At 59.4% G+C, this 20,030-nt stretch carries 22 protein-coding genes and 1 riboswitch; of the genes, 10 read left to right on the top strand and 12 right to left on the bottom strand.

Annotated features, from left to right (window positions below):
- Positions 1-71: 71 nt before the first annotated feature.
- The 6 genes from ACR0D6_RS14055 to ACR0D6_RS14030 all read right to left on the bottom strand — a co-directional run bounded on the left by ACR0D6_RS14055 (position 72) and on the right by ACR0D6_RS14030 (position 5,500).
- The gene (locus ACR0D6_RS14055; RefSeq protein WP_480765923.1) at positions 72-1,406 is read right to left on the bottom strand and encodes a class-II fumarase/aspartase family protein; all 1,335 of its coding nucleotides are present in this window, start codon (positions 1,404-1,406) and stop codon (positions 72-74) included.
- A complete protein-coding gene (locus tag ACR0D6_RS14050) occupies positions 1,406-2,119 on the bottom strand; it encodes an alpha/beta fold hydrolase (protein ID WP_480765922.1) in 714 nt (237 codons plus the stop codon). The genes ACR0D6_RS14055 and ACR0D6_RS14050 overlap by 1 nt, the downstream gene beginning before the upstream one ends.
- An 11-nt stretch (positions 2,120-2,130) precedes the next feature.
- Positions 2,131-2,919, bottom strand: a complete 789-nt coding sequence (pcaD, locus tag ACR0D6_RS14045) for a 3-oxoadipate enol-lactonase (protein ID WP_480765921.1) — start codon at positions 2,917-2,919, stop codon at positions 2,131-2,133.
- Positions 2,920-3,015: 96 nt separating this feature from the next.
- Entirely contained in the window at positions 3,016-3,990 is a 975-nt protein-coding gene (locus tag ACR0D6_RS14040) for a threonine ammonia-lyase (protein WP_480765920.1), read from the bottom strand.
- Positions 3,987-4,814, bottom strand: coding sequence for an alpha/beta fold hydrolase (locus ACR0D6_RS14035; protein WP_480765919.1), 828 nt, complete (start codon positions 4,812-4,814; stop codon positions 3,987-3,989). The genes ACR0D6_RS14040 and ACR0D6_RS14035 overlap by 4 nt, the downstream gene beginning before the upstream one ends.
- Positions 4,814-5,500 (bottom strand): haloacid dehalogenase type II, encoded by a 687-nt coding sequence (locus ACR0D6_RS14030; RefSeq protein WP_480765918.1) that lies wholly within the window; start codon positions 5,498-5,500, stop codon positions 4,814-4,816. Before ACR0D6_RS14030 ends, ACR0D6_RS14035 begins: the two co-directional genes overlap by 1 nt.
- A gap of 128 nt (positions 5,501-5,628) precedes the next feature.
- Between ACR0D6_RS14030 and ACR0D6_RS14025 the strand changes: the two genes are divergently transcribed.
- Positions 5,629-6,057, top strand: a complete 429-nt coding sequence (locus ACR0D6_RS14025) for an FKBP-type peptidyl-prolyl cis-trans isomerase (RefSeq protein WP_480765917.1) — start codon at positions 5,629-5,631, stop codon at positions 6,055-6,057.
- Positions 6,058-6,093: 36 nt separating this feature from the next.
- Here the strand turns inward: ACR0D6_RS14025 and ACR0D6_RS14020 are convergent, their stop codons facing one another.
- The 4 genes from ACR0D6_RS14020 to fabA are packed head-to-tail and all read right to left on the bottom strand — an operon-like array spanning position 6,094 to position 8,900.
- Positions 6,094-6,273 carry a hypothetical protein gene (locus tag ACR0D6_RS14020; RefSeq protein ID WP_170654195.1) on the bottom strand — a complete coding sequence of 60 codons (180 nt, stop codon included), beginning with the start codon at positions 6,271-6,273 and terminating at the stop codon, positions 6,094-6,096.
- Positions 6,274-6,332: 59 nt separating this feature from the next.
- A complete protein-coding gene (locus ACR0D6_RS14015; protein WP_170654193.1) occupies positions 6,333-7,124 on the bottom strand; it encodes an enoyl-ACP reductase FabI in 792 nt (263 codons plus the stop codon).
- Positions 7,125-7,129: 5 nt separating this feature from the next.
- Complete coding sequence (gene fabB, locus ACR0D6_RS14010) at positions 7,130-8,359, bottom strand: beta-ketoacyl-ACP synthase I (RefSeq protein WP_170654191.1); 1,230 nt, start codon at positions 8,357-8,359, stop codon at positions 7,130-7,132.
- Between the two features lie 31 nt (positions 8,360-8,390).
- Entirely contained in the window at positions 8,391-8,900 is a 510-nt protein-coding gene (gene fabA / locus ACR0D6_RS14005; RefSeq protein ID WP_170654189.1) for a bifunctional 3-hydroxydecanoyl-ACP dehydratase/trans-2-decenoyl-ACP isomerase, read from the bottom strand.
- Positions 8,901-9,085: 185 nt separating this feature from the next.
- Between fabA and irrA the strand changes: the two genes are divergently transcribed.
- Positions 9,086-9,505, top strand: a complete 420-nt coding sequence (gene irrA / locus ACR0D6_RS14000) for an iron response transcriptional regulator IrrA (protein ID WP_170654187.1) — start codon at positions 9,086-9,088, stop codon at positions 9,503-9,505.
- Here irrA and ACR0D6_RS13995 read toward each other — a convergent pair whose 3' ends face one another.
- Entirely contained in the window at positions 9,506-10,402 is an 897-nt protein-coding gene (locus tag ACR0D6_RS13995; protein WP_480765916.1) for a LysR family transcriptional regulator, read from the bottom strand. It lies immediately after the preceding gene.
- Between the two features lie 86 nt (positions 10,403-10,488).
- Between ACR0D6_RS13995 and ACR0D6_RS13990 the strand changes: the two genes are divergently transcribed.
- Positions 10,489-11,286 (top strand): phytanoyl-CoA dioxygenase family protein, encoded by a 798-nt coding sequence (locus ACR0D6_RS13990; protein ID WP_480765915.1) that lies wholly within the window; start codon positions 10,489-10,491, stop codon positions 11,284-11,286.
- Positions 11,287-11,307: 21 nt separating this feature from the next.
- Here the strand turns inward: ACR0D6_RS13990 and ACR0D6_RS13985 are convergent, their stop codons facing one another.
- A complete protein-coding gene (locus ACR0D6_RS13985; RefSeq protein WP_480766016.1) occupies positions 11,308-12,174 on the bottom strand; it encodes a glycosyltransferase family protein in 867 nt (288 codons plus the stop codon).
- A gap of 121 nt (positions 12,175-12,295) precedes the next feature.
- On the opposite strand from ACR0D6_RS13985, the gene miaB reads away from it, so the two are divergent.
- The 7 genes from miaB (at position 12,296) to metK (ending at position 19,963) form a co-directional block, all read left to right on the top strand.
- Positions 12,296-13,615 carry a tRNA (N6-isopentenyl adenosine(37)-C2)-methylthiotransferase MiaB gene (miaB, locus tag ACR0D6_RS13980; RefSeq protein ID WP_480451869.1) on the top strand — a complete coding sequence of 440 codons (1,320 nt, stop codon included), beginning with the start codon at positions 12,296-12,298 and terminating at the stop codon, positions 13,613-13,615.
- Between the two features lie 180 nt (positions 13,616-13,795).
- Positions 13,796-14,566, top strand: coding sequence for an outer membrane protein (locus tag ACR0D6_RS13975; RefSeq protein ID WP_480765914.1), 771 nt, complete (start codon positions 13,796-13,798; stop codon positions 14,564-14,566).
- A gap of 152 nt (positions 14,567-14,718) precedes the next feature.
- Positions 14,719-15,744 (top strand): PhoH family protein, encoded by a 1,026-nt coding sequence (locus ACR0D6_RS13970; protein WP_170654175.1) that lies wholly within the window; start codon positions 14,719-14,721, stop codon positions 15,742-15,744.
- Positions 15,745-15,762: 18 nt separating this feature from the next.
- Positions 15,763-16,257 carry an rRNA maturation RNase YbeY gene (ybeY, locus tag ACR0D6_RS13965; RefSeq protein WP_480765913.1) on the top strand — a complete coding sequence of 165 codons (495 nt, stop codon included), beginning with the start codon at positions 15,763-15,765 and terminating at the stop codon, positions 16,255-16,257.
- Positions 16,258-16,293: 36 nt separating this feature from the next.
- Positions 16,294-17,181, top strand: a complete 888-nt coding sequence (locus tag ACR0D6_RS13960; RefSeq protein WP_480765912.1) for a hemolysin family protein — start codon at positions 16,294-16,296, stop codon at positions 17,179-17,181.
- Positions 17,178-18,683 (top strand): apolipoprotein N-acyltransferase, encoded by a 1,506-nt coding sequence (gene lnt / locus ACR0D6_RS13955; RefSeq protein WP_480765911.1) that lies wholly within the window; start codon positions 17,178-17,180, stop codon positions 18,681-18,683. Before ACR0D6_RS13960 ends, lnt begins: the two co-directional genes overlap by 4 nt.
- Before the next feature lie 42 nt (positions 18,684-18,725).
- Positions 18,726-18,775, top strand: a riboswitch (SAM-SAH riboswitch).
- A 6-nt stretch (positions 18,776-18,781) separates the two neighbouring features.
- Positions 18,782-19,963: a methionine adenosyltransferase gene (gene metK, locus ACR0D6_RS13950; protein WP_480765910.1), complete on the top strand. Its 1,182-nt coding sequence runs from the start codon at positions 18,782-18,784 to the stop codon at positions 19,961-19,963.
- Positions 19,964-20,030: the final 67 nt, after the last annotated feature.

The following is a 20,030-nucleotide window of genomic DNA, read 5'->3' as shown; positions in this document are numbered from 1 at the left end:
AAAGCCCGTCCCCAATTCGGTCGGGCTGACCCTAGCGATGCTTGGACCGGTGGGAAAGAACTCTGCCGGGATCAGTCGCGCAGACGTTCCGTCACTTGTGCCGCAAACTGCCGGGCCTCATCCGGGGCGAGGCCAAGTTGCTGGGCGGCGTCGAATATCCGGCTGATATCTAATTGCGGCCATTGACGCGCGACAATATCGCTGAGCGGCGTGCCGGTCTCAGTCGCTTCGCGGCATAGGGCCTTGGTGGCGGCCTGCGCGTCGGGGCGGGGCATGTGATCGGCCAGCGCAAAGCTCAGCGCTTCAGCGTGGATCATTCCCTTGCTTTGGTCCAGCGACGCCTGCATGGCACCTGCGTTCGGAGTGATGCCTGAACTCAACGACAGTGCGGTTTGCGCCGATGCGGCGGCGCCCAGAACGATCTGGGGCAGGCACATCCATTCGCTGAACCATGCGGCCCCGTCGCGTTGATGGCGGTGCAGGGACGCGTTGTGCAGGGTATTCATCAGGCCGGTTTGCTGTTGTGCCAGTGCCACCAGCACCGAGGCCGATACCGGGTTTTGCTTTTGCGGCATGGTCGAGGATGCGCCGCCACTGACGGAAACCTCGGCAATGCCGGTCTGCGCAAGCTCGATCGCATCCTCACCAAATTTGCCAAGGGTCAGAACAGCCCTGGTTAGCCAGTCGCAAATGCGCAGAACTGGTGAGCGGTCCGTATGCCAGCTGCGCCCGGGGTCCTGAAGGTTGAGCAGATCGGCCAGCGCCTTGCGCATGTCCTTGGCTTTTGGTCCCAGCGCATTGCTGGTTCCTGCCGCGCCGGACAGCGAGACCAGCAGACACGTGCGCCGTAACTCAGGCACTTCGTCCAGTAAGGCCAACAGCGGTGCGCCCCAGCTTGCGACAACCGCGCCGAAACTGGTCGGGGTGGCGTGCTGACCATAGGTGCGCGCCGGCATCGGCAGGGTTGCGTTTGCGTCGGCCAGTTGCGCCAGTCGGCGCAGGACGGTTTTGAGATCAGCTTCGATCAGCCCCAATGCTTGCCGCAGCCGAAGCATCAGTCCGGTGTCGATGATGTCTTGAGAGGTCGCGCCCCAATGCACAAAAGCTGCGTGTTCAGGTGCCTGCATTTCGGAACGAAAAGCGGCGACAAGTGCGGGAACGCTTACGCCGTTCTGGCCGGTTGCCTCGGCCAGCGCGCCGGGATCAAGCTGTACCTCCATTGCGGCACGGGTAATGGCCTGAGCGCTGAGTTCGGGGATAACGCCCAGATCGCCCTGAACCTTGGCCAGCATCCCCTCGACCAGAAGCATGGCACGCAACTCGGCGCTGTCGGTGAAAAGGCGGCCCACTTCGCCGGTTGGGAAAAGACGCGCAAACAGGGCGCTGTCAAAGACGGAACCCGCCATCAGATACCCTCCGCAATTCGGTTCAGGACCTGAGCCAGATCCTTGGGGTGTGAGAAAAACGGGGAATGCGAGCTGAAGATTTCTTGGCGCATGTTATCGGGGGCTATTAGGCTCATTTCCTGCTGATATTCGGTGGGAACGCATCTGTCGTCCAGCGTTCGGACATAGGCTTTGGGAACACCGGCGAACCGATCTGTCAACGTCAGAGGGGTCTCCTGCGGTCGGATAGCTTGCGGGCACAGCCGGGGCAGGGCGTAGGACACGGTTTCTTTCGGGCAGTCGTGATAGAACAGCGCCTTTATCTTGTCGGGGCGTGCCATATAGGACAGCCCGTCCGCCGATTTTATGACGGCATCAAGGATCGGTTGGCGCGGTGCCTGCCTGCGCATTTCGACCATCGACGTATCCGGTTTCGGGACGTAGGCGCACAGGTATATCAGGCCGCGCATGGCATCGGGATCGACCTCGGCAGCGGCGCTTGCGGGGTATCCGCCCCAGGAATGGGCCACGATGATGGTTTCGGGTGTCGAGGCCGCAAGAATGGCGTCGCGACTGTTCTCCATGGTCACATCCGCGATCGGGGTCGGGTCCGAGCCGTGACTGGGCAGGTCGATTGCATGGGCCGAATGGCCCAATGCGGTCAGTTCTGGGATCAGGTCACGCCAGCACCATGCGCCGTGGCAGGACCCATGTATCAGAAGAAATTCCGCCAACCCTATCTCCCTCAGATATGGCCAATTTCATGCAGGAACTGCCGCAGCAATTCCGCGTATTCTTCGGGGCGTTCGACGCAAGGCAGGTGCCCGGCCTTGCGGATCAGTTCGAATCGTGAGCCGGGGATCAGATCGACGGTTTCGCGGACCAGATCAGGTGGGGTCGATTTGTCTTCGGTCCCGGCGATACCCAACGTCGGCAGCCGCAATCCGCTGGTCGGGGTGTAGAAATCGGTGCCCGATATGGCGGCAGAGCAGCCGACATACCCTTCGTCCGGTTGCCGGACCAGCATGTTGCGCCAAAGCTCAAGTTCCGGTCCGTTCCTGAAGGGTTTCGAGAACCAACGCTCCATGATCGGGTCGGCGAGGGCCTCGATGCCGCCCGCCCGTACCGCCTCGATTCGATCCTGCCACATGTTGGCGGTTCCGATCTTGGCCGCCGTGTTTGACAGCACCAGCGCACGAATCTGATCCAGCCGTTTGACCGCCAGCCCCTGGGCGATCATCCCGCCGATGGACAGGCCGACAAATAAGCAGTCGCGGACGGCAAGATGGTCCAGCAGGGCCTCGGCATCGCGGACAAGGGCACCCATGGAATAAGGCGCCGGAGGTTGCGACGACAGGCCGTGTCCGCGCTTGTCATACCGGATGATCCGCAGCCCCTTGGGCAAAAGGGGAAGCAGATCGTCCCACAGGCGCAGATCGGTTCCCAGCGAATTGGCGAACACGATCGGCGCGCCGTCCGGGTCCCCGTCGATCCGGTAGTGCAGATTTACATCCCCGAGATTGGCGATCTTCATCGCTTGAGCCTTGTCATTTTGCAGTTCCGGAACTGAGATGTGTTGAGTGTTTGGTATTGGTATACGGCAGCAGCTTACGCCGGTCCAATTTTCAGATCACGTCAGGAATTCCAGCGCTTTTTGGAAAATTTGAGCGTCCACATTGCCACCCGATGCAACCACGATCACCGTGTCGCTTTCGATTTCATCTGGTCGGAACAGGGCCGAGGCCAGGGAAACCGCCCCACCCGGTTCCAGCACGATTTTTAGCCGCAGAAAGGCAAGGGCCATGGCGCGCAGAGCTTCGTCCTCGGTGACGCTCAGACCCGGCCCGCACAGGCGGTGGAGGATCGGAAAGGTGATGTCGCCGGGTTGCGGAGTCAGGATGGCGTCGCAGATATTGCCCGAGGTCGCGTCGTTGTTCAGGATCCGCCCCGCCGCCAACGAGCGTTTGACGTCGTCGAACCCCAGCGGCTCGCACGGGCGAACGCGCATGTCCGGCGCGTGCGCTTCAAGGGCCAGCGCAATGCCCGAGGACAGGCCTCCACCGCCGCAGCACACCAGAACATCAGCGTTGCCCACGTCCATTTCGGCAGTTTGCTGTGCGATCTCCAGCCCGGTGGTGCCTTGCCCGGCGATCACCTGTGGTTCGTCATAGGGGCGGATCAGGGTCAGGCCGCGTTCGGATGCCAAAGCCTTACCTATCTTTTCGCGGGACTCGCTGGACCGATCATACAGAACAACTTCGGCCCCCAGTGCGCGGGTGTTGTCGATCTTCAACTGCGGGGCGTCAGACGGCATGACGATCACCGAGGTAATCCCGTGCCTTGAGGCCGCCAGCGCAACGCCCTGCGCGTGGTTGCCCGAGGAATAGGCGATCACGCCCCGCTGACGCGTTTCCACGTCCAGAGCGGAAATTGCAGACCATGCCCCGCGAAACTTGAAGCTGCCGGTATGTTGCAGGCATTCGGGTTTCACCAACACCCGACGGCCTGCGATTTCGTCCAGAAAGGGCGAGTTCAGGATGGGCGTACGTCTGACGTGGCCGTCCAGCCGCGCGGCTGCGGATTCGATCATTTCCAAGGTGCTCATGCGGTTTTCACTATCCTTCGAATAACGTCCAGGGACTGAGGTTCGTCCAGAAACGGCACATGGCCCCGGTCCGGGACCTCGGCCAGTATCAGATCAGGTTTTCGGGTTTTCATCTCGCTGACGGTTCCGACTCCCAGAACATCTGAATTCGCACCCCGGATGAGGCCGGTGGGGATTGGGGCCAGCGCGTCGAATAGAGCCCAAAGATCAGGTGTCGCGCCGGTCGTGGCCTGTTCGATCAGTGCGGTTCGCAAGGCCGGGTCATACCGCAGATCCAGACCATCGGGTGTTTCGGAATACTGATATTCGGCCTGTCTGCGCCAGGTCTTAAGCGAAACACCGGGGAATTGTGGCTCCATGGCGCTTTGCAGGGCTGCGGCGGACTGGTCCAGCGTTTTTGACGTCGGCTTGTTGCCAACGAAATCCATGATGCGCGCAATCCCGGCGGGTTCAATGACAGGTCCTACGTCATTCAGGATCACGCCGGACAAACGTTCAGGATTGCTGGCGGCCAGCGCCATCGCGATCAATCCGCCCCGTGAGGTGCCGAGTATGGTAACCTTGCCCAGCCCCAGATGGTCCAGCAGTTCGATCACGTCCTGCGCTTCGCGCACGATACTATAGTTCATGTAATCGGGGTCGAAATCCGACCTGCCGCGACCACGGTAGTCCATCGCGATCATGCGCAGGTCGGTCACATGTGGCGCGAGAAAGGAAAAATCCTTGCTGTTTCGGGTCAAACCCGACAGGCACAGCAAAGGCTGGCCAGTTCCTGCGTCTTCAAAATACAGGCGTTTGCCATCGGACGAGTTGAAAAAGCCCATCAGGCGCCTGCCAGTTGCGGGATCGAGGTCAGGTCCGACAATACGTGATCGGGTTTCCACGGCAACCGGTCCATCGGCTCTCCCGACCGATTGACCCAGGCGGTGACAAAGCCATAGCCGCTGGCCCCGGCCGCATCCCAGCCGTTGGAACTGACGAACAACACTTCGTCACGGGCACAGCCGAACCGGCTCTGAACCAGATCATAGACACGGGCATGGGGTTTGAAGACGCCGACGCTTTCTACCGACAGCACATCGTCCAGTACCCCTCCGATACCCGCCGACTGCACAGCGCCATCCAGCATCGGCGGCGAGCCGTTCGACAGTATCGCCGTCTGTTTGCCGGACGCTTTCAGGGCTGCAAGCATGTCCGGAACCTCGGGATAGGCCTGAAGTTCCCAGTAAAGGTCCAGCAGGCGCTGGCGTAGCGTGGCATCGCCGTCCAACCCTGTGGCCTCCAGTGCCCAGTCCAGCCCATCCTGCGTCACGTCCCAGAAGTCGGCATGTGCATCTGCGACAGCCCTGAGCCATGTGTATTGCAACTGTTTGAGGCGCCAGTGATTTGCAAGCTCGGGCCATTTGTCCTTCAGCGCGTCAAATCCCGGTTCCGCGGCGGCCTGACGGGCAGCGGCGGCCACGTCGAACAGCGTGCCATAGGCGTCGAATATGCAAGTTGTGATTGGCATCTGATCCTCCCCTGATCGGGCGCAGGTTGGCACAGGAGAAATCTGTGTGAAAGGGGGGCGGGTTTACATTGGCGTGACAGGCCCTAGGGTGGGGCGTTTATGCCCAGACAAAGGACCGGAGACCCAAGATGAGTGAAATCAAACAAGGCGACACGGTTCGCATTCACTACACAGGCACATTGCTGGACGGAAATGTTTTTGACAGTTCCGAAGGCCGCGAACCGCTGGAGTTTGTCGTGGGGTCGGGGCAGATCATTCCCGGACTGGATTCCGCCATGCCCGGAATGACGACGGGCGAGAAAAAGCGGGTCGAGATCGCCTGTGTCGACGCTTATGGACCGATCAATCCGGCCATGCGGCAGGCCATCCCGCGCGAAGGCATTCCCGATGACATCCCGCTGGACATCGGAACGCAATTGCAGATGCAGGCACCTGATGGACAGGCGTTGCCGGTCACAGTGGTCGAAGTCGATGAGGCAACGGTCACGCTGGACGGCAATCACCCGCTGGCCGGACAGGACCTGATTTTTGATATCGAGGTTGTTTCGATCGCCTGAACCCGCATTCCCGGACGCAGGGATTTCACCCTGCGTTTAGGGAAGCAGTGAGGTGACGGCGTCGCGCACCTGCGGCTGAGTGAGAAAGACGAAGGCGACCAACAATGTGGTCAGCGTCAGCAACATCACACGCGCCCGATTGTTGAGCAGCCCTGATTTTCGACGGGGCTGCCCGCGGTGGGCGGAGTTTTCAAGGATCAGATCGACTTTACTCATGTGGCAATCCCTGCCTGCCAAAGATGGTCAAATCTTGGCGGGGGCAGGGAAAGATAGAGTCACATGGATTCTGGTTGCGGCATGCCCAGTACGTGAAAGCCGCCATCGACGCGGATGATCTCGCCCGAGGTGCAGGCGCCCGCATCGGATGTCAGATAGACAGCGGTTCCACCAACGGCTTCCAGTGTGGCGTTCGAACGCATGGGCGCATTCTGGTCGCAGAACTTGTAGGTCCTGCGCGCCCCGCCGATCGCGGCACCGGCCAGAGTTTTCATTGGACCGGGCGAGATGGCGTTTACGCGAATGCCGTCCGGGCCAAGATCGTTGGCCAGATAACGTGTCGCAGATTCCAGCGCCGCCTTGGCAACACCCATCACATTGTAGTTCGGAACGACCCGGTTGGACCCCTGATAGGTCAGGGTCAGCAGCGTGCCGCCATTTTCTGCCATCATCGGGTAGGCGCGGCGCGCGACTTCGATAAAGGAATAGGCTGACACATCCATCGAATGCTTGAAATTCGCGCGGGTGGTGTTCAGGAACCGCCCTGCCAGTTCGGACTTGTCCGAATAGGCGATGGCGTGAACCACAAAGTCGATGGTCGGCCACCGGGCGGCAAGTTCTTCGAACGCGCGGTCCAGAGACGCATCATCCGTAACATCCGCGTCCACCATGAAATCGCTTCCGACGCTTTGCGCCAGCGGTTCCAGTCGTTTGCCAAATGCCTCACCCTGATAGGTGAATGCCAGTTCTGCGCCCGCCTCGTGCATGGCCTTGGCGATACCCCATGCGATGGAACGGTCATTGGCGACACCCATGATCAGGCCGCGCTTGCCTTTGAGTACTTCTGACATTCTTATCACCCGTGAAACTTGGAAAGGACCATGGAACCATTTGTGCCGCCAAAGCCGAAGCTATTGGTCATGACACTGTCCAGTCCCGCGTTTTCAATGACTTTGGTTGCGATTTCACCCGGCTCAATGCCTTCGGCAAGTGTGTCGACGTTAATGGAAGGGGTGATGAAATCGTTGTCCAGCATAAGCAGACAGAATATGGCTTCCAGAGCACCGGCCGCGCCCTGCGCGTGCCCGGTCATAGACTTCGTAGAAGAAATGGGTGGTACGTTGCCTTGGCCGAAAATGCGGCGCACCGCCTCGACCTCGCCCACGTCGCCGACCGGTGTCGACGTGCCGTGCGCGTTGATATAAGACACTTTGCGGTCTTCAGGCAGGGTGGCCAGAGCCAACCGCATCGCCCTTTCGCCGCCCTCACCCGACGGAGCAACCATGTCGTGCCCGTCCGAGGTTGCGGCAAAGCCTGTGACTTCCGCGTAGATTTTTGCGCCGCGCGCCTGGGCGTGTTCCAGATCTTCCAGCACGACCATGCCGCCGCCGCCCGAGATCACGAATCCGTCGCGATCCTGATCGAACGCGCGCGAGGCTTTTTCCGGCGCGTCATTGTACTTCGATGACATCGCGCCCATCGCGTCGAACAGGCAGGACAGGGTCCAGTCCAGTTCCTCGCCGCCACCGGCGAACATGACGTCCTGTTTGCCCATCATGATCTGCTCGGCTGCGTTGCCGATGCAGTGCAGAGAGGTCGAGCAGGCCGAGGTGATCGAATAGTTGATGCCCTTGATTTTAAACGCTGTCGCCAGGTTGGCCGAGATGGTCGAGCACATGCATTTCGGTACCGCAAACGGCCCGATCCGCTTGGTGGCGCCGGTCTTGAGGACGGTTTGATGGGCCGTCAGCATCGCGCTGGTCGACGGGCCGCCGGACCCTGCGACCAGTCCGGTGCGCGGGTTAACCACCTGATCTTCGGTCAGCCCGGCATCTTCGATCGCCTGCCGCATGGCAATATGGGCATAGGCTGCGCCCGGTCCCATGAACCGCAGCGTGCGCTTGTCCACGTGTTCCGAGACGTCGATGCGCAAAGGGCCTGCAATCTGGCTGCGAAAGCCATGCTCGATCATTTGTTCGTTGGTCTCGATGCCGGATTTGCCAGCTTTCAAAGAGGCCAGAACCTCTTCGGCATTGTTCCCGATGGAGGAAACAACCCCCAGGCCGGTGACAACTACTCGACGCATGTGCGTGCTCCTTATTTCGGGCCGGTCAGGCTCAGGCTTCTGAAAGAACGACTCTCATGTCTTTTACGTCGTAAATCATTTCGCCGTCAGCCTCGACGATACCATCCGCCACACCCATGGTCAGGCGGCGCGTCTGAATAGCCTTTTTGAAGTCAACCTTGTAAGTCAACATCTTGCGGTCGGGGCGCACCATGCCGGTCAGCCTGACTTCGCCAACGCCCACGGCCATTCCACGCCCCTGCCAGCCGCGCCAGCCCAGATTGAATCCGGTCAGTTGCCAAAGGCCATCCAGCCCAAGACAGCCAGGCATGATTGGGTTGCCGGGGAAGTGGCAGTCAAAGAACCAGAGATCGGGAGTGATGTCGAATTCAGCCAGAATATGACCCTTGCCATGCGCACCGCCATCCGCAGAAACTTCGGTGATCCGGTCCATCATCAGCATCGGCGGAGCAGGCAATTGCGCGTTGCCGGGGCCGAATAGCTCGCCTCGGGCGCATTTCAGCAGATCGTCCTTGTCAAAACTGCTTGGGAATTGGGCCATTCTGCCGCCTCTTCTGCCAGGGTCTGTTCGTCTTATCTGGCCTCGTCTAGCACCCGTTTGCAAGGTCCTGCAAGAGCGGGTGCGCCACATCCTTCTGCAGACACGGCATTCTTGCGAATGAATTTCATTTGAAATTCCGGTTCCACAGCCCTTATATAGCGTTAGCAAGTACGGGTATCGGATCAATGACACCGCAAAGCCAAAGAATCGCAACCAACTGGCTGGCTGATGCCGGGCTGCGGCCAACGCGTCAGCGTGTGGCCCTGGCCGAGTTGCTGGTGGGCGACGGACGGCATCGCCATGTTACAGCGGAAAGCCTGTTTGAAGCGGCGAAGAAAACCGGCGCCGCCGTATCGTTGGCCACGGTCTATAATACGCTGCGGGCGTTCTGCGAGGCCGGTGTTCTGCAGGAGATCACGGTGGATGGATCGAAAAGCTATTTCGACACCAATACACATGACCATCCGCATTTCTTCTGGGAAGACGAAGGCCGTCTGAGTGATGCGCCTTCGGAGCAGCTGGTCATTCAGCGCCTGCCGGACGCACCTGACGGTGTCGAGATCGCATCGGTTGATGTTGTGATCCGGCTGCGCCGCAAGCCATAATCATTCCGTTTTGAAAATCCGGATCAGTGCGGCTTCGGCTGCTGCGATCTCTGCTGTCACGGGGCCGGTTCCGTGCCGGGCCAGTACCACGGCCTCGGACGCCTCAGGGTCGGAAACCGGCAGGCTGACAATCGGCTTGCCATCATAACTGTGTCTGGCGGGGGGATCGGCGTAGCTGAGACCGACACCTTCGTTATGCGCCGCAAGACTTCGGAGAATTTCCAGCGACGCGGCACGGTGATTCACCTGCGGGGTCAGCCCGCTGCGCCGAAACAGACCAAGGATATGCTGTGCAGACAGGCCCTCTTCGGACAGGATCAGCGGGTATTCGGTCAGGTCCGCCAGTGAAACCTGACCGGCGCGAGACAGGGGGTGGTCGGGCGACATGATCGCATTTGGCCTGCTTTCGAACAGGGGGCGACGCGTGAACCCCGCGTCCATTCCCAGATCATATGTGATCGCAAGGTCGATCTGCCCTTTGATTAGCGCCGTCAGCAGTGCCTCGAACCTGTCGGCGCGATAGCTGACGGTCACATTCGGTATCACCTTGCGCAACTGGTGCAGGGCGGGTGCCAAAAGAAACGGCGCAAGATCGACGAAACATCCCAGTTGCAGCCTTTCCGTGCCCAGATGGGGGCGATCCGAGTTTTCCAGTTGCGCGGCACTGGCCAACAATAGCTCGGCCTGTTCGATGAACTGGCGTCCCTGCGGTGTCACGGCCATCGCCGAGCCGCGCCTGCGCGAAAACAATGGATGGCCCAGATGCTCTTCGATCCGGGTCAGCGCAGTGGACAGAGCGGGTTGCGAAACGTTTAGGTGCTGAGCCGCGGTAGACAGGCTGCCATACCGGCCAATGGCGCAGACGTATTCGTATTGGCGGAGCGAGATATATAACATGAAATTATTTATAGCTTTAAAAGATATTATTTGAACAGAGGCTGCAAACATGCGCAGATCGGTCAGGTTTAAAAGCGGAGTTCGAAATGCCTCATCCCCTCGTCACGCAGGACATGATCGATACGTACAGACAGGACGGTGTCGTTCTGGTTAAAGGGCTGTTTGCAGAGCAGGTGGAAAAACTGCGCGACGGCGTCGCCGCGAATATGGCCGATCCCGGCCCGTATGCGTCGGAGAACAAGAAGGACGGCGAATCCGGGCGGTTCTTTGACGACTACTGCAACTGGACACGCATCCCGCAATTCCGCGATGTGATCGAATCCTCGCCCGCGGCTGAAGTAGCGGCGGATCTGATGCAATCCGACAGCGTGCAGATGTTCCACGATCACGTACTGGTGAAAGAGCCGGGCACGTCGATGGCGACTCCATGGCATCAGGACGGGCCATATTATTTTGTTGAAGGTCAGCAGACCGTCAGCTTCTGGTCGCCGCTTGATCCGGTGAAAGAGGCAACCCTGCGCTGTGTCGCCGGTTCACATCGCTGGGAAAAAGAAGTGCTGCCGACCCGCTGGGTTTCCGAGGAAGGTTTCTTTGCGGATGAAGGCCAGTACATGCCGATACCCGATCCCGATGCCGAAGGCATGAAGGTGGTGGAGTTCGAGATGGAGCCCGGCGACGCAGTGGCGTTCAACTATCGGGTTCTGCATGGGGCGCGCGGCAATACCTCGGCCACGCGCCGGCGGGCGTTTTCCTTGCGTCTGGTCGGGGATGACGCGCGCTACGTCGAAAGGCCGGGCCCCACATCGCCGCCTTATCCGGGACACGACATGCAGCCGGGTCAGAGACTGCGCGAAGATTGGTTCCCGGTGTTGTTCCGCCGCTGATGGTACTGCGATCCGGGGCGGTCAGAACCACTGCCCCGGTTCCATCAGGCCGAGATCAAGCAGTTGTTGCGAGTGCCATTCGAACGGCACCGAATTGCGCCAGTGAAAGCTGGAGATGGCATTGCGCGACCCCGGATTCCGCCTGAGCGCCTTTGCGGCGCGGAATGAACAGATCGAAGCCGTCAGATTGTGGTGCCAGGGACAGGAATAGGTGTTGTATTCCTGATCGTTGAACGTGTGATTGGGCCTGATCCGAAGGCCTGGTTTCGATTTGAATATCGCAATCCGGTCGATGCGGCGGCGCTCATAAGGCACGTGTTCCTCAAAGCGCCAGCGCAAGCCGCCCGAAAAGTCCAGTTGCCGGTCAAAAGGGCGTTTGTTTTCGGCGTCATAGCGTGACTGCGCATAATAGCCGGTCCTGTCCAGCATCGCCTGATCAAGCGAAACCGCGCCGGGGCAGGCATCCAGATCACCGGCATAAAGATCGATGACATATGAGAGCATGGCGTCGCGCCGCTCTTCCCCGTGAAAGGCCAGCATCTCGCCAATGGTTCTGGATTCGCAGAAAGGGTAATAGAGGTATTCCGCGTTGAAGCAGTAGTACATCCATACGCCCGGCGCGGCGTCGATGATCCGGTTGATCGTGTCGAAAACATTGGCGCCCTGAGCGTAATTGCCCGTAACGTGGTGAATACGTTCCGAGAGCTGAGGTTCCGGTGCAATGTCCTGCGGCGTGAATGCGATCACCGATCTGAACCCGATGTCCAGATGATGGCGCAACGTGCTGTCCACTTCGACTTCGTCCTCGACGAAGACAAGCGCGACCGGCCCACGGGCAAGTGCCGCTGAACCCTGTTTCAGAAATTCGTCTAGGGTTTCGTACTGCATGGTCCGGCCTTTGCCTGCATTGCTGGAATTCCGGGTCAAATTCGGGTAATTGCGCCTGCATTGCAAGCGGCGTCCGATCCGTATAGATGACGCCGGTCCAGCGAATGCAAAGGCCAGCCCCATGTCCGAACCCAAGAAGCTTTATATCAAGACCTATGGCTGTCAGATGAACGTCTATGACAGCGAGCGCATGGCCGAGGCGCTGGGCGGGCAGGGCTATGTCGAGACCAAAAGCCCCGATGACGCGGACATGATCCTGCTGAACACCTGTCATATCCGGGAAAAGGCGGCTGAAAAGGTTTATTCCGAACTTGGTCGTTTCAAGGGACTGAAAGCGGACAAGCCCGACCTCAAGATCGGCGTCGCCGGATGTGTCGCACAGGCCGAGGGCGAAGAGATCATGCGCCGTCAGCCGCTTGTCGATCTGGTGGTGGGACCGCAGAGCTATCACCGCTTGCCCGAGATGGAAGCAAAGACACAGGCCGGGGAAAAGGCGCTGGATACCGACTTCCCCGAGGAAGACAAGTTCGAGAAGCTGAAGAATCGCCCCAAGGCCAAGCGTGGTCCGACGGCGTTTCTGACCGTACAGGAAGGTTGCGACAAGTTCTGTGCCTTCTGCGTTGTGCCCTATACCCGCGGGGCCGAGGTCAGCCGACCAGCGGACCGCATTCTGCGTGAGGCGCAGGATCTGGTCGAACGGGGCGTGCGCGAAATCACTCTGCTGGGTCAGAACGTCAACGCCTATCATGGTGCCGGTCCGAATGGTGACATGACACTGGCCGGTCTGATCTGGGAACTGAACAAGGTCGACGGGTTGGAGCGTATCCGTTTCACCACCTCGCATCCCAACGACATGGCGGACGATCTGATCGAAGCGCACGGGACCTGCGAAAAACTGATGCCCTATCTGCATCTGCCGGTGCAATCAGGGTCGGACAAGATACTCAAACGGATGAACCGCAGCCACACGGCGGAAAGCTATCTGCGGCTGATCGAACGCATTCGCGCCGCGCGTCCGGATATCCTGATGTCTGGTGACTTTATCGTGGGCTTCCCGGAAGAGACCGAAGAGGATTTTCAGGCGACACTCGATCTCGTGGAAGAGGTGAAATACGGCTATGCCTATTCCTTCAAGTATTCCACACGCCCCGGCACCCCGGCGGCAGAGCGCCCGCAGGTGGACGCGGCAGAGGCGGATGACCGCCTACAGCGCCTTCAGGGGCTGATCACCCGCCACCAGCGCGAAATTCAGGACGGCATGGTCGGCCGCGAGGTGAGCGTGCTGTTCGAAAAGCCGGGGCGGCTTGACGGGCAGATGGTTGGAAAATCCGAGTATCTTCACGCAGTTCACGTCGCAGGCGCGGATGTGCAGGCCGGTGATCTGCGCCGCGTTCGGGTCAAATCCTCGGGTGCGAATTCGCTGGCCGGTGAGTTGATCTGACCTGACCTGTATCGCAGTCAGACACCATATTTGGCGTTTGTTTCCAAAATTTACCCTTGATTTATGCTTCGGAACCATGTTCCGAGGATAGATGGATCATGCCCTGTCAGTGTATCAGGGGGTTGGACAAAGGGGTCCGGAGAGTTGGTTATCAGGTTGCCGAAGGTCAGGAGGGTGCGAGTGACATACAAAGCAGGGCTCGCGAAATTGGGTGCCGGATGTCTTCGCGCTCTGGCAGTTGTGTCGTTGATTTCGGTTGCCGGTACCCCATCACAGGCGGGCACCTTGTCTGAAGCCCCGATAGAACCTCCGGTTATCAGTCCGACACCTGTCTCAAGCGGCCTCAGCCATTTTTACGGCGGGTTCAGTCTTGGCTATGGCTGGGGCAAATCCGACCGTTTTGGCGTGCGCAATGGCGGAACAACCGTCGACATCGGGGATCTGAAGATCGACGGCGCCTTTGGCGGCATCCGTGGTGGATGGCGCGCGAACCTGCCCATCGGCGAAGGCCGCAGCTATGTCTATGGTTTTGAGCTGGGCTTTGATCTTGCGGGGCTTGAGGATTCGACAACCGGGCCCGCATTCGGTCGGACGCTTGGTGGCAAGTCCGAAGTCACCGACATTTTCAGCCTGCGGTTTCGCAGCGGCATAACGAATCGCAGCGGAAAAACCCTGTATTTCGGCTCAGTCGGCTATGTGAACGGCGGTGTGGAGACGACACTTTTGGGTGCCGGATCGGGAAGCAACAGTTCGATGGAAGAATCTGATCGTCGCAACGGTTTTCTGCTGAGTCTCGGTGCCGAGCACCAACTGTCCGACAAGTGGTCGCTGACGGGGGAATATGAATACGTGCAGTTCCAGTCCAAAGTGATTGATTTCTCGTCTTCACTGTCGACGAAATCGACCCCGACCTATGGTGGCGTGCGGTTCGGGCTGAACTACAAATTCTGAATTTGGCTGATCTGTGGACCGTGTTGGCAGGCCAAGTACGGTGTCTGCCGCAACGGTTTTGGTTCACCCGAAATAAATTTTGAAACTGTGGCTTGCACCCGGCGAGAAATGTTGTCTACGCTCGGGGGGACACGCCAAGACAGGAGAACGGATTGGCCATCGGTGCCCTGAACCCACCGCAGGATGACATGCCCCCGCCAGAGGTGCTTGTTGAATTTCCAGACAACCGGCTGTTGATAGATTTGTGCGGCGAATACGACCGCAATCTTGCCGATATTGAGCAAAAACTGACGGTGCAGATTCTGCGGCGTGGCAATCAGCTGGCGATCATCGGCGACGAGGACGCGCAAAAGCAGGCGGTCGAGATTTTGCAGGCGCTGTACGAACGCCTTGAAGGTGGTCGACCGGTCGAATCGGCCGATGTGGATCGCGAATTGCGGATGGGCGGTTCTGAACAGGATACCGGTGTGCGCGACGGCGATCAGCTTGAGATGTTCAAGGGCGGCACGGTCGAGATCAAGACCCGCAAAAAGCTGGTGGAACCGCGTACGGATGCCCAGAAGGCCTATGTCCAGTCGTTGTTCAGCAACGAACTGGCCTTTGGCATCGGCCCTGCTGGTACCGGCAAGACCTATCTGGCCGTAGCGGTCGGAGTTTCGATGTTCATCGGCGGCCATGTCGACCGTATCATCCTCAGCCGCCCGGCAGTCGAGGCCGGGGAAAAGCTGGGATATCTGCCAGGCGACATGAAGGACAAGGTCGATCCGTACATGCAGCCGCTTTATGATGCGCTGAATGATTTCCTGCCCGGAAAACAGCTTGCCAAACTGATCGAGGAAAAGCGGATCGAAATCGCACCGCTGGCATTTATGCGCGGGCGAACGCTGGCCAACGCCTTTGTGGTGCTGGACGAGGCGCAGAACGCGACCACCATGCAGATGAAGATGTTCCTGACCCGGCTGGGCGAGGGCAGCCGCATGGTGATCACCGGCGACCGTTCTCAGGTCGACCTGCCGCGCGGTGTGCAGTCAGGGTTGGCGGATGCCGAAAGGCTGTTGAAGACGATTCCGAATATCAGCTTCAATTATTTCACCTCGAAGGATGTCGTGCGTCATCCGCTTGTCGCGGCGATCATCGAGGCGTATGAGGCCGACGCTGGCCGGCCATCGACCGGCTGAACCTGATCGGGATCGCTGATGAACCTGGAAATGACAGTTGAGGACGCCCGCTGGCGGGACCTTGAGCCGTTGGCGCGCATTGCTGTTAGGGCGACCCTCGAGCATTGCGGTCTTGATCCGGAATTGTGCGAGGTCAGCCTGCTGGCCTGTGACGATGCCCGCATTTCCGAACTGAACGCCGAATTTCGCGGAAAGCCTACGCCGACAAATGTTCTGAGCTGGCCTGCCGAGGATCTGGCGCCTGCCGGGGCAGGGGATATTCCGCCTGTTCCGCAGCCCGATTTCACCGGGGAAATTGCGCTGGGCGACATCGCGATTTCTTACGATACCTGCGCTCGCGAGGCCGAAAATGAGGGTAAATCCGTGAACGATCACGTCACTCATCTGATTGTGCACGGTGTTTTGCATCTTTTGGGGTATGATCACATTCGTGACCCTGACGCCACTTTGATGGAACGCGTCGAGGTCGAAATACTTGGCAAGATGGGTATCGATGACCCATATAATGGGTAATTGGGGTCATCCGACCCGATCATTTGGAACAGGAAAATGGGCGAAACAGACGGCAGTTCTATGGCGGCGCATGGCGCGCAACCCCGGAACGACGATACCCAACTCGAAGAGAGAAGCGGACTTTTTTCCCGTATTCTGGACGCGTTCTCTTCTCATGATGACAACGAAACTGCCCCGGAAAACGGGCAAGAGGTCTTGGCCGCGCAACCGCGCGGTATGATCAACCTGCGTCGGATGCGGGTCGAAGACGTGGCGATTCCGACGGCCGAGATCATCTCGGTTCCGGCCACGATTCCGAAAGATGAACTGGCGCAGGTGTTTCGTGACAGCGGCATGTCCCGTATCCCGGTCTATGAGGGTACGCTGGATACTCCGCTTGGATTTGTGCACCTCAAGGATTTTGCGCTGACCCACGGCTTTAACGGAGAGTCGGCGGAATTCGATCTCATATCCATGCTGAGAACCTTGCTGTTTGTACCGCCATCCATGCCGATCGGCGTTCTGCTGACCAAGATGCAGACCGAGCGGCGCCATATGGCCCTTGTGATCGACGAATATGGCGGCGTTGATGGTCTGGTGACGATCGAAGACCTGATTGAACAGGTTGTGGGCGAAATTGCCGACGAACATGACGCGGATGAAGACAAGCTGTGGATCAAGGACAAACCCGGTTGTTACACGGTTCAGGCTCGCGTGCCGCTTGAGGATTTCGAGGCCGAGATTGGGCAATCGCTGACGAGTCACGAGGATGTGGACGAGGAAGAGATAGATACGCTGGGTGGTCTGGTCTTTATGCTGTCCGGGCGTGTACCTGCGCGCGGAGAGGTTGTGATCCACCCCGAAGGTCCTGAATTCGAGGTCATCGACGCCGATCCCCGCCGCATCAAGCGTCTGCGAGTGATGCTTCCGGGCGTTACTGCATGAACCCTGCCACACGCTGGCCGTTCTGGCTACGGCTTATATTGACGTTCCAGTTTGGCTGTGTCGCGGCCTTTGGATTGGAGCCAACAGGTTGGTGGCCGGCAACCTTGATGTTTTTTTTCGCGTTGCCTGTTCTGTTTCTGTCCTGTGAAACCAAAATGCGGGCGGTCTTGCTGGGCTGGCTGTTTGCCACCGGCTATTTCGTCCGTGCGCTGAACTGGATCGTCGAGCCCTTTTTGGTAGACGCCGAACGTCATGCCTGGATGGCGCCGTTTGCGCTGATCTTCATGGCGGGCGGAATGGCGTTGTTCTGGGCTCCGGCGTTCTGGTTTGCGCGGCGACCCGATGCGACCCCTGTCGTTCAGGGTGTGTTGCTGGCCCTGTTTCTGTCACTGGGCGAGGTTGCCCGAGGATATCTGTTCACCGGTTTCCCGTGGGCAGGCGTTGCGCAGATCTGGGTAAATACCCCCGTTGCACAGATGTTGTCGCTGATTGGTCCCTACGGTCTGGGCGCCCTGACATTCGCCGTTACGCTGCCACTGGGAGCCGCCTTGTCTACTAGGCGGGTGAACCGGACTCTGCTGTGGCCGGTTGTGGCGGCCGTTGGTTTCGTGGTTGTGGCATTGGGATATGGGCTGACCCGCCCCGAAGCAGAGCTTTCGGGCGATGTTGTCCGACTGGTGCAGCCGAACGCCCCGCAGAGTCAGAAATGGGACCCGCAATACGCACCCCTGTTTTTCAATCGCCAGATTGACTCTACCGCCGCTGGTCCGCGTCCGGATTTGATCGTCTGGCCGGAAACCGCGATTCCGGTCTGGCTGGAAAATGCTGGGCCTGCTCTTGATGCGATTGCGCAGGCTGCGCAGGGCGTTCCGGTCATCCTTGGCGCGCAGCGCAGCGAGGGTGCCCGTATCTATAACTCGATGGTGTATCTGGACGAGACCGGCCAGCAGGCCGGGTTGTACGACAAACACCACCTGGTTCCGTTTGGTGAGTATGTGCCTTTGGGGAACCTCATGTCCCGAATAGGCATTCACGGATTTGCCACCACCGCAGGGCAGGGATTCAGCGCCGGGCCGGGGGCGTCCGTGCTGAACCTTGGCGGGCTGGGTCTGGCCCTGCCGCTTATCTGCTATGAGGCAGTATTCACTCAGGACGTCCTGTCTGCGCCCGAACGTCCCGCGTTCCTGCTGCAGATCACCAATGATGCATGGTTTGGCACCCGGTCCGGTCCATATCAGCATCTGGCGCAGGCTCAGATGCGGGCGATCGAACACGGGGTGCCAATGTTGAGATCAGCAAATACCGGTGTTTCCGCCGTCATCGATCCGCTTGGACGCATCACCGGTTCGCTGGCCTTGGGTGAGGCCGGTTACATCGATGCCGAGATACCCCGGCCCTTGCCCCCGACATTTTATAGCCGTTTGGGCGACGGTCCTGTCTTTTTCGCGTTATTGGGGCTGGTTGCGTTACTTTTGCGCAGCGTTCGCCGGGGTAAGCGGTAATTTCCAATTGACCCCCGGTGTCCCTGCGCGTATCCCGATCTTCGCCTGTCACAACGGCTTCCTGGCGTGGTGGGCTTGACCCCAATGGAGCACTATTTATGTCCCGTCAGAATTATACTTTCACTTCGGAGTCCGTTTCCGAAGGGCACCCCGACAAGGTCTGCGACCGGATTTCGGACGCCGTGCTTGATGCATTCCTGAACGAAGAACCCGAAGCGCGCGTCGCGTGCGAGACTTTCGCAACGACTGATCGCGTGGTGATCGGGGGCGAGGTTGGTCTGTCGGATCAGGACAAACTGCACGACTATATGGGGCGCATCGATGAAATCGCACGCGCCTGTGTCAAGGATATCGGCTACGAGCAGGACAAGTTTCACCACCAAACCGTCGAGGTGACGAACCTGCTGCACGAACAGTCGGCCCATATCGCCCAAGGTGTGGATGCATCCGAAGATAAGGACGAGGGTGCGGGCGATCAGGGTATCATGTTCGGCTACGCTACGACCGAAACCCCTGCGCTGATGCCTGCTCCGATCCAATATTCGCACGCAATCCTGCGCCGTCTGGCCGAAGTGCGCAAAAACGGGACCGAACCGGCTCTGGGTCCGGATGCGAAATCGCAGCTGTCCGTCGTTTATCGCGATGGCAAGCCGGTTGGCGTCAGCTCGGTTGTTCTGTCGACACAGCATCTGGACGAGGCGCTGAGCTCGGATGACATCCGCCAGATCGTCGAACCCTATATTCGCGAAACCCTGCCCGAGGGCTGGCTGAACGGCGAAACAGAATGGCATGTGAACCCGACCGGCAAGTTCGTCATCGGCGGACCGGACGGGGATGCGGGCCTGACGGGGCGCAAGATCATCGTGGATACTTATGGCGGTGCCGCGCCGCACGGCGGCGGTGCCTTTTCGGGCAAGGACCCGACCAAGGTTGACCGCTCGGCGGCCTATGCCGCCCGCTATCTGGCCAAGAATGTGGTTGCGGCGGGTATGGCCGAACGCTGCACCATTCAGCTGAGCTATGCCATTGGCGTCTCGAAACCTCTGTCCATTTATGCGGATACCCACGGCACCAGTCAGGTGTCGGATGCCGAGATCGAAAAGGCCGTAGGTCAGGTCATGGACCTCACACCGCGCGGCATCCGCAAGCATCTCGAGCTGAACAAACCGATCTACCAGCGCACGGCGGCCTATGGTCACTTTGGCCGTGAGCCCGATGCAGATGGCGGATTCAGCTGGGAACGCACCGATCTGGCTGACGCCCTGAAACGGGCTGTCTAACAAAAAACGAGGGTTCGGCGCATCCCACCGTCTGCGCCCCCTCCTTTTGCTTGAAATACCCCGGGGT

It is taken from the genome of Ruegeria sp. BJ6, from assembly GCF_056537885.1.
The sequence above is the reverse complement of the archived record's forward strand: the minus strand, read 5'-3'. Positions and strand labels throughout refer to the sequence as shown.

Coding starts and splice junctions, on each gene's coding strand:
- ACR0D6_RS14055 (WP_480765923.1), bottom strand. CDS start 1,406: ATGGCGGGTTCCGTCTTTGACAGCGCCCTGTTTGCGCGTCTTTTCCCA.
- pcaD (WP_480765921.1), bottom strand. CDS start 2,919: ATGAAGATCGCCAATCTCGGGGATGTAAATCTGCACTACCGGATCGAC.
- ACR0D6_RS14040 (WP_480765920.1), bottom strand. CDS start 3,990: ATGAGCACCTTGGAAATGATCGAATCCGCAGCCGCGCGGCTGGACGGC.
- ACR0D6_RS14035 (WP_480765919.1), bottom strand. CDS start 4,814: ATGGGCTTTTTCAACTCGTCCGATGGCAAACGCCTGTATTTTGAAGAC.
- ACR0D6_RS14030 (WP_480765918.1), bottom strand. CDS start 5,500: ATGCCAATCACAACTTGCATATTCGACGCCTATGGCACGCTGTTCGAC.
- ACR0D6_RS14025 (WP_480765917.1), top strand. CDS start 5,629: ATGAGTGAAATCAAACAAGGCGACACGGTTCGCATTCACTACACAGGC.
- ACR0D6_RS14020 (WP_170654195.1), bottom strand. CDS start 6,273: ATGAGTAAAGTCGATCTGATCCTTGAAAACTCCGCCCACCGCGGGCAG.
- ACR0D6_RS14015 (WP_170654193.1), bottom strand. CDS start 7,124: ATGTCAGAAGTACTCAAAGGCAAGCGCGGCCTGATCATGGGTGTCGCC.
- fabB (WP_170654191.1), bottom strand. CDS start 8,359: ATGCGTCGAGTAGTTGTCACCGGCCTGGGGGTTGTTTCCTCCATCGGG.
- fabA (WP_170654189.1), bottom strand. CDS start 8,900: ATGGCCCAATTCCCAAGCAGTTTTGACAAGGACGATCTGCTGAAATGC.
- irrA (WP_170654187.1), top strand. CDS start 9,086: ATGACACCGCAAAGCCAAAGAATCGCAACCAACTGGCTGGCTGATGCC.
- ACR0D6_RS13995 (WP_480765916.1), bottom strand. CDS start 10,402: ATGTTATATATCTCGCTCCGCCAATACGAATACGTCTGCGCCATTGGC.
- ACR0D6_RS13990 (WP_480765915.1), top strand. CDS start 10,489: ATGCCTCATCCCCTCGTCACGCAGGACATGATCGATACGTACAGACAG.
- ACR0D6_RS13985 (WP_480766016.1), bottom strand. CDS start 12,174: ATGCAGTACGAAACCCTAGACGAATTTCTGAAACAGGGTTCAGCGGCA.
- miaB (WP_480451869.1), top strand. CDS start 12,296: ATGTCCGAACCCAAGAAGCTTTATATCAAGACCTATGGCTGTCAGATG.
- ybeY (WP_480765913.1), top strand. CDS start 15,763: ATGAACCTGGAAATGACAGTTGAGGACGCCCGCTGGCGGGACCTTGAG.
- ACR0D6_RS13960 (WP_480765912.1), top strand. CDS start 16,294: ATGGGCGAAACAGACGGCAGTTCTATGGCGGCGCATGGCGCGCAACCC.
- lnt (WP_480765911.1), top strand. CDS start 17,178: ATGAACCCTGCCACACGCTGGCCGTTCTGGCTACGGCTTATATTGACG.
- metK (WP_480765910.1), top strand. CDS start 18,782: ATGTCCCGTCAGAATTATACTTTCACTTCGGAGTCCGTTTCCGAAGGG.